General features: G+C 70.8%; 11 protein-coding genes. 4 read left to right on the forward strand and 7 right to left on the reverse strand.

What is annotated here, in order from left to right:
* Positions 1–8: 8 nt before the first annotated feature.
* The 6 genes from Bequi_RS10070 to Bequi_RS10095 form a co-directional block, all read right to left on the reverse strand.
* Positions 9–1,070, reverse strand: a complete 1,062-nt coding sequence (locus Bequi_RS10070; protein ID WP_249737812.1) for a 3-isopropylmalate dehydrogenase — start codon at positions 1,068–1,070, stop codon at positions 9–11.
* Between the two features lie 25 nt (positions 1,071–1,095).
* Entirely contained in the window at positions 1,096–2,718 is a 1,623-nt protein-coding gene (serA, locus tag Bequi_RS10075) for a phosphoglycerate dehydrogenase (RefSeq protein ID WP_249737813.1), read from the reverse strand.
* A 105-nt stretch (positions 2,719–2,823) separates the two neighbouring features.
* Positions 2,824–4,131 carry a hypothetical protein gene (locus Bequi_RS10080; protein WP_249737814.1) on the reverse strand — a complete coding sequence of 436 codons (1,308 nt, stop codon included), beginning with the start codon at positions 4,129–4,131 and terminating at the stop codon, positions 2,824–2,826.
* Between the two features lie 160 nt (positions 4,132–4,291).
* Positions 4,292–5,323 (reverse strand): ketol-acid reductoisomerase, encoded by a 1,032-nt coding sequence (gene ilvC, locus Bequi_RS10085; RefSeq protein WP_249737815.1) that lies wholly within the window; start codon positions 5,321–5,323, stop codon positions 4,292–4,294.
* Between the two features lie 131 nt (positions 5,324–5,454).
* Positions 5,455–5,988, reverse strand: a complete 534-nt coding sequence (ilvN, locus tag Bequi_RS10090; protein ID WP_249737816.1) for an acetolactate synthase small subunit — start codon at positions 5,986–5,988, stop codon at positions 5,455–5,457.
* A gap of 2 nt (positions 5,989–5,990) precedes the next feature.
* The gene (locus tag Bequi_RS10095) at positions 5,991–7,748 is read right to left on the reverse strand and encodes an acetolactate synthase large subunit (protein ID WP_249737817.1); all 1,758 of its coding nucleotides are present in this window, start codon (positions 7,746–7,748) and stop codon (positions 5,991–5,993) included.
* Positions 7,749–8,264: 516 nt separating this feature from the next.
* Between Bequi_RS10095 and nirB the strand changes: the two genes are divergently transcribed.
* From nirB to Bequi_RS10115, 4 genes are all read left to right on the forward strand, one after another.
* Entirely contained in the window at positions 8,265–10,850 is a 2,586-nt protein-coding gene (gene nirB / locus Bequi_RS10100) for a nitrite reductase large subunit NirB (RefSeq protein WP_249737934.1), read from the forward strand.
* 32 nt (positions 10,851–10,882) lie between these two features.
* Positions 10,883–11,281: a nitrite reductase small subunit NirD gene (locus tag Bequi_RS10105; protein ID WP_249737818.1), complete on the forward strand. Its 399-nt coding sequence runs from the start codon at positions 10,883–10,885 to the stop codon at positions 11,279–11,281.
* Positions 11,281–12,885 (forward strand): uroporphyrinogen-III C-methyltransferase, encoded by a 1,605-nt coding sequence (gene cobA / locus Bequi_RS10110; protein WP_249737819.1) that lies wholly within the window; start codon positions 11,281–11,283, stop codon positions 12,883–12,885. The genes Bequi_RS10105 and cobA overlap by 1 nt, the downstream gene beginning before the upstream one ends.
* Before the next feature lie 78 nt (positions 12,886–12,963).
* Positions 12,964–13,422: a DUF3817 domain-containing protein gene (locus Bequi_RS10115; RefSeq protein ID WP_249737820.1), complete on the forward strand. Its 459-nt coding sequence runs from the start codon at positions 12,964–12,966 to the stop codon at positions 13,420–13,422.
* Between the two features lie 106 nt (positions 13,423–13,528).
* Here the strand turns inward: Bequi_RS10115 and ilvD are convergent, their stop codons facing one another.
* Positions 13,529–15,361 carry a dihydroxy-acid dehydratase gene (gene ilvD / locus Bequi_RS10120; protein ID WP_249737821.1) on the reverse strand — a complete coding sequence of 611 codons (1,833 nt, stop codon included), beginning with the start codon at positions 15,359–15,361 and terminating at the stop codon, positions 13,529–13,531.
* Positions 15,362–15,364: the final 3 nt, after the last annotated feature.

Genomic DNA, 15,364 nt, shown 5'->3' on the forward strand with positions numbered 1-15,364 from the left:
CGGAGCGCTCAGCTGGAGCGGACCGCCGCGGCGAGGGCATCGCCGATCTGGGAGGTGGAGCGGGGGGCTCCGGAGGTGCGGCCTGCGAGATCGGCGTCGACAGCTGTGCGCACCCGGGCGGCCTGCGCGGGCAGTCCCAGATGGTCCAGCAGCATCGCGACCGACAGCACCGTGGCGGTGGGATCGGCGATCCCCTGCCCGGCGATGTCGGGAGCCGAGCCGTGGACGGGCTCGAACATCGAGGGGAAGGCGCCCGTGGGATTGATGTTCCCGCTCGCCGCGAGGCCGATGCCGCCGCTGATGGCCCCGGCGAGGTCGGTGAGGATGTCGCCGAACAGGTTGTCGGTGACGATCACGTCGAAGCGGGACGGGTCGGTGACGAGGAAGATCGTGGCTGCATCGACGTGCAGATAGTCGACGGCGACGTCAGGGTGCTCAGCGGCGACCTTCTCCACGATGCGCTGCCAGAGCCCGCCCGCGTGCACGAGCACGTTGTGCTTGTGCACGAGGGTGAGCTTCCTGCGGCGGGAGCGGGCCTGGTCGAATGCGAAGCGCACGAGCCGCTCCACGCCCACGGCGGTGTTGAGCGAGACCTCGGTGGCGACCTCGAGATCGGTCCCGACCCGCATCGCTCCGCCGTTGCCGACGTACGGCCCTTCGGTGCCTTCGCGCACCACGACGAAGTCCACCTCGCCCGGATCGGCGAGCGGGGAGTCGACCCCGGGGCTGAGGCGCGTGGGCCGGAGGTTCACGAAGTGGTCGAAGCCGAAGCGCAGGCGCAGCAGCAGGCCGCGCTCGAGCACTCCCGAGGGGACCTCGGGATCGCCGACGGCGCCGAGCAGGATCGCGTCGTGCTGGGCGAGCTGCTCCATATCGGCGTCGGTGAGGGTCTCCCCCGTGCGATGCCAGCGGCCGGCCCCGAGATCGAACGGCGTCTCCTCCAGCGTGCGCCCGCTGCCCTCGAGCGCGGCCCGCAGGACATTCAGGCCCTCGGGCACGACCTCATGGCCGATGCCGTCGCCCTCGATGACGGCGAGGCGGATGGGCTGGGCGGCGGATGCGGCGGTCATGCGCGGGGGCTCCTCTGGGGGGGGATCAGTAGCTGATGTCGACGGCGTCGCAGGCGTGCGCGCCGATGGTCTCGCCGATGTGCGCGGCGAGCTCGGGGCTGACGGGCGAGTCGAGCGTGAGCACCACGAGCGCCTCAGCCCCGGGCTCCGCGGAGCGGCGCGAGACCTGCATGCCGGCGATGTTCACCTGCGACTGCCCGAGGAGGGCACCGTACTGGCCGACCAGGCCCGGCCGGTCCTCGTAGCGGATCAGCAGGAGATGGTCGCTGAGCGGGACGTCGAGCTCGTGGCCGTCGACCTCGATCAGCTTGTGCGCCTGCTCGGTGCCGGCGAGGGTCCCCGAGACGGAGACGACGGAGCCGTCGCGCAGCGTGCCGCGCAGCTGGATGGTGCTGCGGAAGCGATCCGCGGCGTCCTCGGTGAGGAGCTCGACGCGGATGCCGCGCTCCTGCGCGAGCACGGGGGCGTTCACATAGGAGACCTGCTCGGTGACGACCTGGCGGAACATTCCGCGCAGCGCCGAGAGCTTGATGGCCGTGACGTCCTTGCTCGCGATCTCGCCGCGCACGGCGATCTCCAGCAGCTCGGGACTTCCGCCGGCGAGAGCCGTGAAGAGCTGGCCGAGACGATCGGCGAGGCCGATCCCGGGCCGCACCGCATCATCGATCGCCCCGCCGGCGACGTTGACCGCGTCCGGCACGAGCTCTCCCGCCAGCGCGAGCCGCACCGAGTGGGCGACGGCGACGCCCGCCTTCTCCTGCGCCTCGGCGGTGGAGGCGCCGAGATGCGGCGTGAGAAGGATGTTCTCCAGCTCGAGCAGCCGGCTCGCGCTCGCAGAGCCCGACGGCGGCTCGCTCGAGTACACATCCAGCGCGGCCCCGGCGATCCGCCCGGCGCTCAGCGCCTCGTAGAGGGCGTTCTCGTCGATGAGCCCGCCGCGCGCGGCATTGACCACGTGCAGGCTCGGCTTGGCGAGCGCGAACTGGGCCTCGCCGATCATGCCGGTGGTCTCCGGGGTCTTCGGCATGTGGACGGTGACCACGTCCGCCAACCGCATCAGCTCGTCGAGCTCGACGACGCGCGCCCCGAGGTCGGCGGCGCGGGCGCGGTTCACGTAGGGGTCATAGGCCAGCAGGTGCACGCCGAAGGGCCGCAGGCGCTCCGCGACGAGCTGGCCGATGCGCCCGAAGCCGACGATCCCCACGGTCTTCTCGTGCAGCTCGGTGCCCGTGAGGTGCTTGCGGTCCCAGCGGCCCGCCTTCACCGAGGCGTCGGCGCGACCGATGTTCCGCAGGGAGGCGAGGATGAGGGCGATCGCGAGCTCTGCGGCGGAGGTGATGTTCGAGGTCGGGGCGTTGATGACCATGACGCCCGCGGCCGTCGCGGCCGGGACGTCGACGTTGTCGAGCCCCACGCCGGCACGCGCCACGACCTGGAGCGTCGGCGCAGCGGCGAACACCTCGGCATCGACCTGCGTGGCGGAGCGCACGAGCAGCGCGCTGGCCTCGCGCACCGCCTCCAGCAGGGCGGCGCGATCAGTGCCGTCGACAGAGCGCACCTCCACATCCGGGCCGAGCACCTCGACCGTTGCCGGGGAGAGCTCCTCGGCGAGCAGGACGACGGGACGGGGGCTGTTCGGGGCAGTCACCGGGAGACCTCCGGGCGGGAGAAGGGGCGCGGCCGCGGTGCGCGGCACGGACCTTCAGCATAGGACGGCGTCCGCTATTCGGTCACATCGCTCACACTGCGGACATCAGGCGGAGAGGTCCAGCCCTCCCGCGAACCGGTGGAGCACATCCTCGACCTCTGCGGCGTCCGTCGCTGCCACGGTCGCCCGCATATCCAGGAGGTCCTCGGTGCGCTGTGCCCGCAGCGCGATCACCCAGGTGCCGTCCCCCTGGTCCGTGGCCGTCGCCACCGCCAGGTCGGCTCCCTCCAGGGGCACGCGGGCGGCGAAGCTCCCGAGCGGCAGGGAGAGCAGCTCGGGGGCAGGCTCCAGCTGGCGCATCAGCGTCCCCTGCTCGCCGGCATCGCCCGCGAAGCCGCTGCCGAACTGGATGGGGCTGGTGACGGCGTATCCCGGCGGGAGCATCGCGCGCGCCCCGGGGATCTCGATCGCGGTCCAGTCCTGACCCGGTTCGAGGGCCTCGACCTCCGGCAGTGCGAGAGGATCCGCGATGAAGAGCACGGCCCGCACACCGGAGGTCAGGGAGAAGATGACCTGGTTCCCGGCCTGGCCGAAGCCCAGCCCGATCTCCCGCTCCAGATGCACGCTCCGCTCACCCCGCATGCCGGGGAAGAGCCCGCGCGCGCAGGTCATGATCATGCCCGCGCCGTCCGGCACGGTGGTCAGGGGAACGATCTGAGTCCCGTGGCCGAGCAGGTGGAAGCGGTGGCGCGTCGGATCATTGGGAGCGGGCTCGGCCCCCAGGTACTCCTCGACCGTCGAACCGGGGATTCCGGAGAGCCCCGCGGGCCGGAGGATCTCCGTGAGCTGATTCGGATCCGCCATCTGCAGTCCAAGCGTCTGAGCGAGAGACGCCGCGTCCTCCCCCAGCCGGGAGTCGTCGGCCTCGAAGGCGGTCTGGGCGTCCAGGAGCGCCGTGATCATGGCCAGTCGCACGTTCGCGGCGGTGGCGTCCGCCTGCGCGGGATCCTGCAGCAGCCGCTGGACGGCGCCCTCGTCGGCGGCCGACGGCGGCGCCGTGCGCACAGGCGAGTCCGGGGTGAAGTCCGGTGCCATCCAGCTGCCGTAGCGATCCGACCTGACCGCCGACCCGGGGATCAGCCCGGCGGCGGCATCGAGGGCGTCGCCGTCCGGGTCGACGCCCTCCAGATCGTCGGTCCTCACCCATTCGGCGAATCCGGCCGGAGCCGCGGAGCTCTCGGCGGGCGTGGAAGGCGCAGCCTGCGAGGGAGCGGAGGATGGATCCTGCCTGCCGGGCAGGAGCGAGCAGGCGCTCCCGCCGGCGATCACGGCGAGCCCCGCGCCGGCGGTCAGCACCGTGCGGCGCGAGCGGAGGGACGACGGACGAGATTCTGCGTGATCTGCATCGCTCATGCCTTCACGGTGCCATGTTCGGCGGCGACGGCGAAGCCCTGCCGCGCGGATTCTCGTGCTCCGGACTCGTGCGATCCGCGCATGCCGAAGGCCGGCCGCACCTGGGGTGCGACCGGCCTTCGGGTTCGAACGGTGCTCGCGCGAGCGGCGAGCAGCGGGATCAGCGGCCTGCGCTGCCCTCGACGTAATCGGAATCCAGCTGCTCGGAGTTCCACGAGAACATCTGGCGCAGCTCCTTGCCGACGGACTCGATCGGGTGGCCGGCCTCCTTCTCGCGCAGCTCGGTGAACTTCGGGGCGCCGCCGTCCTGGTCCTCGATGAAGGTGCGGGCGAAGGTGCCGTCCTGGATGTCCGAGAGCACGGCCTGCATGCTCTTCTTGACGTTCTCGTCGACCACGCGGGGGCCGGAGACGTAGTCGCCGAACTCTGCGGTGTCGGAGATCGACCAGCGCTGCTTGGAGATGCCGCCCTCGATCATGAGGTCGACGATCAGCTTGAGCTCGTGGAGGACCTCGAAGTACGCGATCTCGGGCTGGTAGCCGGCCTCGGTCAGCGTCTCGAAGCCCGCCTGGACGAGGTGGCTCATGCCGCCGCACAGGACGGCCTGCTCGCCGAAGAGATCGGTCTCGGTCTCCTCGGTGAAGGTCGTCTTGATGACGCCTGCGCGCGTGCCGCCGACGCCCTTCGCGTAGGAGAGCGCGGTGTCCCAGGCGGTGCCGGAGGCGTCCTGCTCCACGGCGATGATGTCCGGGATGCCGCGGCCGGCGACGAACTCGCGGCGCACGGTGTGGCCGGGAGCCTTCGGCGCGATGAGGATGACGTCGATGCCGTCCGGCACGGAGATGTAGTCGTACCGGATGTTGAAGCCGTGCGCGAAGGCGAGCGTCTTGCCCTCGGACAGGTTCGGCTCGATCGACTCCGAGTAGATGGATCGCTGGGACTGGTCCGGCGCGAGCACCATGATCAGATCGGCCCAGGCGGTCGCGTCGGCGACGTTCTTGACCTCGAAGCCCTCGTCCTTCGCCTTCTGAGCGGAGCGCGAGCCGTCCTTGAGGGCGACGACGACCTCGACCCCGCTGTCGCGGAGGTTCATCGCGTGGGCGTGGCCCTGGGAGCCGAAGCCGACGATCGCGACCTTCTTCCCCTGGATGATCGAGAGGTCTGCGTCGTCGTCGTACAAGATCTCAGCCATGTGCTGTGCTCCTTCGTGGGTTTTCGCGGGCGTGGCGACGCTGGTCATCCTAGCGTCCGGCCTCGCGGGGGTGTCTTACGTTCTGGTCAGTGAGATCGGAATGTGAGACCGCATCGGGTCTCATCTCCGTCTCAGTCGGCGAGGATCTCGCCGATGATGGAGTCGCCGCCGCGCCCGATGGCCACGGCCCCCGACTTCACGATCTCGCGCACGCCGTACTCATCGAGCATCCCGAGCAGCGCGGAGAGCTTGTCCGCCGTGCCAGTCGCCTCGATCGTGACCGCGCTCGCCGAGGCGTCGACCACCTTCGCGCGGAACATCTGCACGATCTCGAGCACCGAGGTGCGCGTCGTCTGGTCGGCGCCCACCTTGATAAGCACCAGCTCGCGCTGGACCGATTCGCGCGGCTCCAGCTGCACGATGGTCAGGACGTTCACCAGCTTGTCGAGCTGGCGGATGATCTGCTCGAGCGGCTGCTCGGCCACGTTCACCACGACGGTGATGCGGGAGACCTCGGGGTGCTCCGTCGGCCCGACGGCGAGCGAGGCGATGTTGAATCCGCGCCGCGCGAAGAGGGCCGCCACGCGCGTGAGCACGCCGGGCTTGTTCTCCACGAGGACGGAGAGGGTCTGGGTCTGGAGCGGGTCCAGGTGTGCGGTCGCCATGATCAGATGTCCCTCTCCCACTCGGGGCTCATGCCCTGAGCAATCTGGATCTCGTCGTTGGAGACGCCGGCGGGCACCATCGGCCACACCATCGCGTCGGCGCTGACGTGGAAGTCGACGACCACGGGGCGGTCGTTGATCTCCATCGCCGCCTCGATCGTGCGGTCGATGTCCGCATCGCTCTCGCAGCGCAGGCCCGCGCAGCCGTAGGCATCGGCGAGCTTCACGAAGTCGGGGATGCGGCGCGAGCCGTGGCCCGTGTTCAGCTCCGTGTTCGAGAAGCGCTTGTCGTAGAACAGGTTCTGCCACTGGCGCACCATGCCGAGGCTCGAGTTGTTGATGACCGCGACCTTGATCGGGATCTCGTTGATGACGCAGGTCGCGAGCTCCTGATTGGTCATCTGGAAGCAGCCGTCGCCGTCGATCGCCCACACGGTCCGATCGGGCTGGCCGACCTTCGCGCCCATCGCCGCGGGAACGGAGTAGCCCATCGTCCCCAGGCCCCCGGAGTTGATCCAGGAGTTCGGGCGCTCGTAGCGGATGAACTGGCTGGACCACATCTGGTGCTGGCCGACGCCCGACACGAAGATCGACTCGGGACCGGAGATCTCGCCGATGCGCGAGATGACCTTCTGCGGGGCCGTGAAGCCGTCCTCCGTCTGGGTCCATCCCAGGGGGTAGGTGTCGCGCAGGTTCGAGAGCGTCGCCCACCAGGACTCGTAGTCGCGCGGGTCGCCCTGCGCGAGGCGCTCGCGCACGACGCCGGCGAGCGCGGAGGCGGCAGAGCGCGCGTCGGCGATGATCGCGACATCCGCGTGGCGGTTCTTGGAGATCTCCGCCGCGTCGATGTCGATGTGCACGATCCCCGCGTTCGGGGCGAAGGAGTCCAGGCGGCCGGTGACCCGGTCGTCGAACCGCGCGCCGATCGCGATGATGAGATCCGCCCGCTGCAGAGCGGAGACGGCCGCGACCGTCCCGTGCATGCCCGGCATCCCGAGCTGCTGCAGGTGGGAGTCGGGCAGCGCTCCGCGACCCATGAGGGTCGTGACGAAGGGCGCTCCGGACAGCTCGACCAGCTCGCGCACCTGGGCGCTCGCCCCGGAGCGGATCACGCCGCCGCCGAGCAGGAACACCGGGCGCTTCGCGCCGAGCAGGAGATCAGCGGCCTCGCGCACGGCGGCGTCGGCAGGATCCCCAGCGGGCCGGTAGCCGGGGAGGCTGATGTCTCCCGGCCAGGAGAACTCGGTCGTCGCCTGCTGGGCGTCCTTGGTGACATCCACGAGCACCACGCCGGGCCGGCCGGTGGAGGCGATGTGGAACGCCTGCTTGATGACGGTGGGGATCTCCGCAGGATCCTTCACCAGGAAGTTGTGCTTGGTGACGGGCATCGTCATGCCGACGATGTCGGCCTCCTGGAAGGCGTCGGTGCCGATGAAGGAGGAGCCGACCTGCCCGGTGATCGCGACCATCGGGATGGAGTCCATCTGGGCATCGGCGATCGCGGTGATGAGGTTCGTCGCTCCCGGGCCGGAGGTCGCCAGGCACACGCCGACCTTGCCGGTGGCATGGGCGTAGCCGCTCGCTGCGTGGCCTGCGCCCTGCTCGTGGCGCACCAGGATGTGGCGCAGCTTCTCGGCGTCGAGCAGCGGATCGTAGGTGGGGAGGATCGCGCCCCCGGGGAGGCCGAAGACGACCTCGGCCCCGGCGTGCTCGAGCGATCTGATGAGGGACTGCGCGCCGGTGACGCTCTCGCCTGCCATCGGGACTCCTTCTGTGGTGCGGTTCGGGGCTGTGCAGGTGGCCTGGATGCGCCGCGCTCGCCCTGACGCGGGATCCTCTCCCGCGCCGGGACATGAGAAAGCCCCTCGGCCAGGGGCTCTCGAGGGGCGCGCGGGACGTCTCGCTGTGAGAACGGGACGTCAGCCGCGCTCGATAACGACGAGAAGGATGATCTGCATGGATCCACTCTAGCGCTGTGTCCTCCCCCACTCCAGCGCGTCCACGATTCGGACTCCGTGGGACGAAGGCCCAGGCAGGCGAAGGACCGAAGTCCTCTCTTGCCGGCGTCTGCCCGGCTACGGTCGAGGGGAAAGGTCGCCCCCCTTCTCGCCTGAAAGCACGTGAGCCCCATGAGCATCCCCGCCACTCCCGATCCCACCGCCCCGGCCCCGGATCCCCAGGACATCGACGCCCCCGCTCCCGTGGACGCCGCTCCGCTGCGCGGCGGCCCCGCCCGTTCGCTCGACGGCGAGAGGATCGTCGTGATCGGCGGCGGCATGACCGGCCACCGCTTCGCCGCCCGCCTCCAGGCGCAGGACCCCGACGGCCAGTGGCAGCTCACCGTGATCGGCGAGGAGCCGGAGAAGCCGTACGACCGCGTGCACCTGTCGAACTGGTTCACCCGCCAGGACGCCAGCATGCTGACCCTCGATGCCGCCGTCTGGGACGATCCGCGCACCACCCTCGTCACGGGCGATGAGGTCCTCTCCCTCGACCTCGCGGCCCGCACCGTCACCTGCGCCTCGGGCGCCGTGCACCCCTACGACCGCCTCGTGCTCGCCACGGGCTCCTGGGCCTGGTCCCCGCGCGCCGAGGGCAAGGACCTCCCCGGCGCCTTCAACTACCGCACCGTGGCCGACCTCGAGCACATGGCCGCCTGGGTGCGCAGCCGTGGCGAGCAGCTCGGCCGCCCCCTCACGGGCGTCGTCGTCGGCGGCGGCGTGCTGGGCCTCGAGGCCGCAGCCGCCCTGCAGAACCTCGGCGCCGACAGCACCGTCGTCGAGTTCGCCGACCGCCTCATGTCCGTCCAGCTCGACTCCGGCGGCGGCGAGATGCTGCGCCTGCTCGTCCAGGACCGCGGGATCCATGTGCGCACGGGCGTCGGCGCCACCGCCTTCCATCCTGCAGAGGACGGCGCGATGGGCGAGGCGGAGCTGACCGACGGCAGCCGCATCGACGCAGACGTCGTCGTCTTCTCCACCGGCATCCGCCCCCGCGACGGCGTGGGGCGCGAGGCGGGCCTCGCCATCGCCGAGCGCGGAGGGATCATCGTCGGCGAGACCTGCCAGACCTCCGATCCGCACGTCTGGGCGATCGGCGAGTGCGCCTCTTTCGAGGGCGTCTGCGCCGGTCTCATCGCGCCGGGCAACGACATGGCCGACGTGGTCGTGGACCGGTTCCTCGGCGGCTCGCGCGTGCACAAGCGTCTGAACGACGGGACCAAGCTCAAGGGCGTGGATGTGGACGCGGCCTCCTTCGGCGACGTCAACGCCCTCACGGCCGACGCGCTCGAGGTCTCCTTCGTGGATCCCGTGAACCGCAAGTACCGCAAGCTCGTGATGAGCGATGACGCGAAGATCCTGCTCGGCGGCGTGTTCGTCGGCGATATCGACCTGTATTCGCAGCTGCGGCCGATGATCGGCCGCGAGCTCGGCGCGGACCCGTCGGCCGTGATCGCCCCCGAGGGCGGAGCCGACGCGATGGCCGGAGCCGAGCTGCCGGACGATGCGATCGTCTGCTCCTGCAACAACGTCGAGGCCGGCGCGATCCGCCACGCCGTCAACGAGCAGGGCTGCCACACGCTCGGCGCGGTCAAGGAGTGCACGAGCGCGGGCACGGTCTGCGGCTCCTGCGTGCCGAGCCTGACGAAGATCCTGAACAGGGAGCTCGAGAAGAGCGGCATCGAGGTCTCCCGGGCGCTGTGCGAGCACTTCGCGCACTCTCGCGCCGAGCTGTTCGCGCTCATCGAGGAGGGCGGGCAGGAGACCTTCACCGAGGTCATCGCCGCCCACGGCAACGGGGGCCGCGGCTGCGCCGTGTGCCGCCCGACTGTCGCCTCGATCCTCTCGACCCTCGGGGCGATCTCCGGCAAGCGGCACAACCCGGTGGGCCGCCAGCTGGGCTCGCTCCAGGACACCAACGACTTCGTGATGGCCAACATCCAGAAGGACGGCACCTACTCGGTGATCCCCGCGATGCCGGCGGGCGAGGTCACCCCTGAGGGCCTCATGGTCATCGCGCAGGTCGCCCAGGACTACGGGCTGTACGTCAAGCTCAACGGCGCCCAGCGCGTCGGACTGTTCGGCGCGCGACTGGACCAGCTGCCGGAGATCTGGAAGCGACTGGTCGATGCCGGATTCCAGTCCGGGCACGCCTACGGGAAGTCGCTGCGCATGGTCAAGGCGTGCCTGGGCACGAACTGGTGCCGATTCGGCGTGCAGGACTCCACCACCCTCGCGGTCCACTTCGAGAAGCGCTATCGGGGTCTGCGCTCCCCGCACAAGCTGAAGATCTCGGTCTCGGGCTGCGCGCGCGAGTGCGCCGAGGCCCAGGCCAAGGACGTCGGCATCATCGCCACAAACCGCGGCTGGAACCTCTACGTCGGCGGCAACGGCGGCGCGCAGCCCGCGCACGGCAGACTGCTGGCGGAGGATCTGGACGCCGACACCCTGCAGCGCTGCATCGACCGCTTCCTCATGCTCTACATCCGCGAGGCCGACAAGCTCCAGCGCACCGCGCGCTGGGTCGAGGAGTTCCCCGGCGGCATCGAGGAGCTGCGGCGCATCATCATCGATGACACCCGCGGCATCGGCGAGCAGCTCGAGGAGTCCATGCAGCGCCACGCCGACTCCTACGTCGACGAGTGGGCCGAGGTGGTGAACGACCCCGAGCGCGCGGCGAAGTTCGTCTCCTTCGTCAACGCCCCGGAGGAGATCGACCACGGCCTGCGCTACGTCCCCGAGCGCGGGCAGGCCCGCCCGGCGACGGATGATGATCCCGTCAGCTACGGCTCCCTCCTCGAAGCCCGCGCCCACGCCGGCGAGCACGAGGACCCGGTCCCCGCGTTCGCCCAGCACTCCTGATCAGATCACCGAAGAACGAGAGAGCCGAAGCCATGGTCGAGTCCCCGATGATCGAGATCTGCCCGCTCAGCGCGCTGAGCATCGAGCGCGGCGCAGCGGCGCTGCTGCCGGACGGCACCCAGATCGGCGTGTTCCTGCTGGAGGACGGCAGCGTGCACGCGATCCAGCAGCATGACCCCTACTCGGGCACCAACATCCTCTCCCGCGGACTGGTGGGCACCCACCTGGAGCCGGGAGAGGGCGAGGAGCCCGGGGAGATCGTCCCGACGATCGCCTCCCCGATGTACAAGCAGGTGTGGAACCTCGACACCGGCGAGGTCATCGACGCCGGCGGCGGGGAGAAGAAGCCGATCGACATCTTCGCGGCCGAGATCCGCGACGGGGCCGTCTTCGTCTCCGCCTCCCCGCGACCGCGCTCAGCTGCCGCGTGATGCGGGAGGATCCTCGCCCCGATCCCCTGTCCCTCGAGAGCCTCTCCCCTGCCCGGCTCGAGCCGGGATCCGTCGCCCTGCTGGGCGGCGGTCCGGGAGCTTTCGACCTGCTGACGGTGCGGGCCCTCGCGCTCCTGCGCCAGGCCGATGTGGTGGTCGTGGACCGGCTCGGACCCGCAAGGCTCACCGACCTGCTCGATGCGCACGTGGAGGTCATCGGCGTCGGGAAGACCCCCGGAAGCCACTCGATGCGCCAGGGCGAGATCGAGCAGGTGCTCGTCGCGAAGGCCCTCGAGGGCAAGCGCGTCGTGCGCCTCAAGGGCGGGGACCCGTTCGTCCTCGGCCGCGGCGGGGAGGAGGTGCTCGCCTGCCGCGCAGCGGGCGTGCCCGTGCAGGTCGTCCCCGGCGTGACCTCATCGATCGCCGGCCCTGCCGCGGCAGACATCCCGGTCACGCACCGGGGCACGGCCGTGGCCGTCCACATCGTGAACGCGCACGGGGATCTCGGCCCGGCCGACCTCGCCGCCCTGCGGGATCCCGGCACCACCACGGTGCTCATGATGGGCGTGGAGTGGCTGCCGCGACTGGTCGCCCAGGCGCTGCTGAACGGCATCGATCCCGCGACCCCGGTCGCTGTCGTCCAGAACGCCACCACCCCGCAGCAGCGCGCGGTGCGGGGCACCGTCGGCACGATCGAGGAGATCGTGCGGAGCGAGGGCATCGGCTTCCCTTCCGTGATCGTCATCGGCCGGACGGCGGCAGAGGGCTTCCTCGAGCCGGAGTCCCCGGAGGCGCCCGTCGCTGCCGGCGCACTCGAGGGCTCTGGCCGGCAGGCGCTCGACGCAGGCCTCGAAGCGGCAGGCGCGGAGGCTCCCGCCCGCACGGGCCGTGTGCCCGTCCTGATCGGCTGCTCCCACGGCACTCGCTCCCGCGAGGGCCGCGACGTGCTGCGGGCGCTCCTGCGCCGCATCGCGCAACACGCTCCTGGAGAGGTCCGCGAAGCCTTCGTGGACGTGCAGTCCCCCGATGTCGCAGCCGTGGTCGCCGGCCATGCCCAGCTCACGGCGACCCGCACCCGGGAGGCGGAGTCCGTGCAGGCCGTCGTGGTCCCGCTGCTGCTCTCGCTCGGCTACCACGTCAAGGACGACATCGGCGGGGCCGTCGCCGGGCGCGCGGCCATCGCCGCCGCACCGCTCGGGCCGGACCCGCGTCTCGCCGAGGTCATGGCCCAACGCCTGGACGAAGCGGGGCTGCGCCCGGAGGACACGGTGGTGATGGCGGGATCCGGCACGCGCGATCCCGAAGGCGTCGCCCAGGTCCACGAGATGGCGCGGCTGCTCTCGGAGCAGATCGGGAGAGAGGTCACCACCGGTTTCGCGTACGCCGCGCGTCCGAGCGTGGCCGAGGCAGTGGCAGCCGCACACGGGCGCAGCGGAGCGGACTGCGAGGGGCGAGTCGTGGTCGCGAGCTATGTGCTGGCCCCGGGCCATTTCCATGACCTGGTCGCGGCCGCGGGGGCCGACGTGGTCGCCGCGCCTCTCGGGGATCACGAGCTCGTCGCCCAGATCGCGCTCGAGCGGTACGAGACGGCACTCGGGGCCTGAGCGCGCTCATCCGCGGGCCCTCCGGGTGCCAAGGCGCATGTCGCGGCCGTCCTCAGGCCGGTCTGAGAGGATCGGGGCATGCTGAGCCCCCGTCGCCTGTACCGCGCCCTCGCTCTCGCCGAGGCCGTGACCTGGACCCTCCTCATCGCGGGGATGCTCGCGAAATACGTGCTGCACCTCGGAGAGCTGGGCGTGCGGATCGGCGGATCAGTGCACGGCTTCGTCTTCCTCGCCTACTGCGCGGTGACGGTGCTCGTCGGCATCGACCGTCGCTGGGGCGCGGGCAGGATCCTGCTGGGTCTCGTCAGCGCCGTCGTGCCGTACGCGACGATCCCCTTCGAGCGCTGGATCGAGCGCCAGGGTCTGCTCGCCGATTCCTGGCTCCTGCGGGAAGAGCCCGCCCGCGGGCCGATCGAGTCGCTCGCGGCTCTCGTGCTGCGGCGTCCGCTGCTCTCGGCGCTCGTGATCCTCGTGCTCGTTGCGCTCTTCTTCTCCATGCTGCTGCGGCTCGGCCCGCCGACCCAGTGGTTCGGCTGAGGGCCGCCCCTGCTGAAGAGGGCCCGCCGGCTCCTGGATCCCCAGGTGCCGACGGGCCCTTCGTCTGCCCGGTGGGCGGCCTGCGCCGCCGTGCGGGTGGTCGCTGTCAGTCCAGCGGGCGCCGCGTCGCGCCGTAGGTCGCCGAGCGCACGAGGTGCGCGTAGACCTTGAGCGCCTGGGAGACCTCGCGCTCGCGCTTCTCGGGCCGCCACGGCAGCGGGCCCTTCGCCTCGCGCCGGCGTGCGATCTCCTCATCGGAGACGTCGAGCTGCAGCAGGCGCTGGTCGACGTCGAGGATGATGCGGTCGCCGTCCTCGATGAGCGCGATCAGGCCGCCCTCGGCCGCCTCCGGGGAGATGTGGCCGATGGAGACGCCCGAGGTGCCTCCGGAGAAGCGGCCGTCGGTGATCAGCGCGCACACCTTCCCCAGGCCCCTCCCCTTGAGGAACGAGGTCGGGTAGAGCATCTCCTGCATGCCGGGGCCGCCCTGGGGGCCCTCGTAGCGGATCACCACCACGTCCCCGGCCTTCACGGTCTTGTCGAGGATCTTCTGCACCGCTTCGTCCTGCGAGTCGCACACGACCGCGCTGCCCTCGAAGTGGAAGAGGTCCTCGGTGATGCCGGCCGTCTTGATGACGGCGCCGTCCTCGGCGAGATTGCCCTTGAGGACGCAGAGCCCGCCGTCCTTGGTGAAGGCGTGCGGGACGGCGCGGATCACGCCGCCCTCGGCATCGGTGTCCAGGGTCTCCCACATGTTCATCGTCGAGAACGCCTGGGTGGTGCGCACGCCGCCGGGGGCCGCGTGGAAGAACGCCTCGGCCTCCTTCGACGCGGTGCCCGAGCGGATGTCCCACTCCCCGAGCCAGGTGTCGAGATCGGGGGAATGGATGGAGGTCACCGAGTGGTCGAGCAGTCCCGCCCGGTTCAGCTCCCCGAGGATCGCAGGGATTCCGCCGGCGCGGTGGACGTCCTCGATGTGGGCGGTGCCGTTCGGGGCGACCTTCGCCAGGCACGGCACCGAGCGCGAGAGGCGGTCGATGTCGTCCAGGCCGAAGTCGATCTCGCCCTCGATCGCAGCGGCGAGGATGTGCAGGACCGTGTTGGTGGACCCGCCCATCGCCACGTCCAGGCTCATGGCGTTGGTGAACGCGGCCTTGGTGGCGATATTGCGGGGCAGCGCGGAGGCGTCGTCCTGCTCGTACCAGCGGCGGCACAGGTCCACGATCGTGCGCCCGGCGCGCAGGAAGAGCTCCTTGCGCAGCGCATGGGTGGCGAGGGTGGTGCCGTTGCCGGGCAGGGAGAGGCCGAGAGCCTCGGTCAGGCAGTTCATGGAGTTCGCGGTGAACATGCCCGAGCACGAGCCGCACGTGGGGCAGGCGTTGTCCTCGATCTCGGCGAGCTGCGCATCGGTCACGGACTCGTCGGCCGAGAGCGCCATCGCATCCACGAGGTCCAGGCGGTGGTCGACGACGCCCTCGACGGGCTTGCCGGACTCCATCGGCCCGCCCGAGACGAAGACGACGGGGATGTTCAGGCGCATCGCGGCCATGAGCATGCCGGGGGTGATCTTGTCGCAGTTCGAGATGCACACGAGGGCGTCGGCGCAGTGGGCGTTGGCCATGTACTCGACCGAGTCGGCGATGACGTCGCGGCTGGGCAGCGAGTAGAGCATGCCGCCGTGTCCCATCGCGATCCCGTCGTCGACCGCGATCGTGTTGAACTCGCGGCCGATGCCGCCGGCCTCCTTGATCGCACCGGCGACGAGGTCGCCCATGTTCTTGAGGTGGACGTGCCCTGGCACGAACTGGGTGTACGAGTTCGCGATCGCGATGATCGGCTTGCCGAAATCGGACTTCTCCATGCCGGTGGCGCGCCAGAGGGCGCGGGCGCCTGCCATGTTGCGGCCGTGGGTCGAGGTGCGTGAGCGGAGCTGAGGCATCTG

The organism is Brachybacterium equifaecis (assembly GCF_023509525.1).
GTDB classification, from domain to species: Bacteria; Actinomycetota; Actinomycetes; order Actinomycetales; family Dermabacteraceae; genus Brachybacterium; species Brachybacterium equifaecis.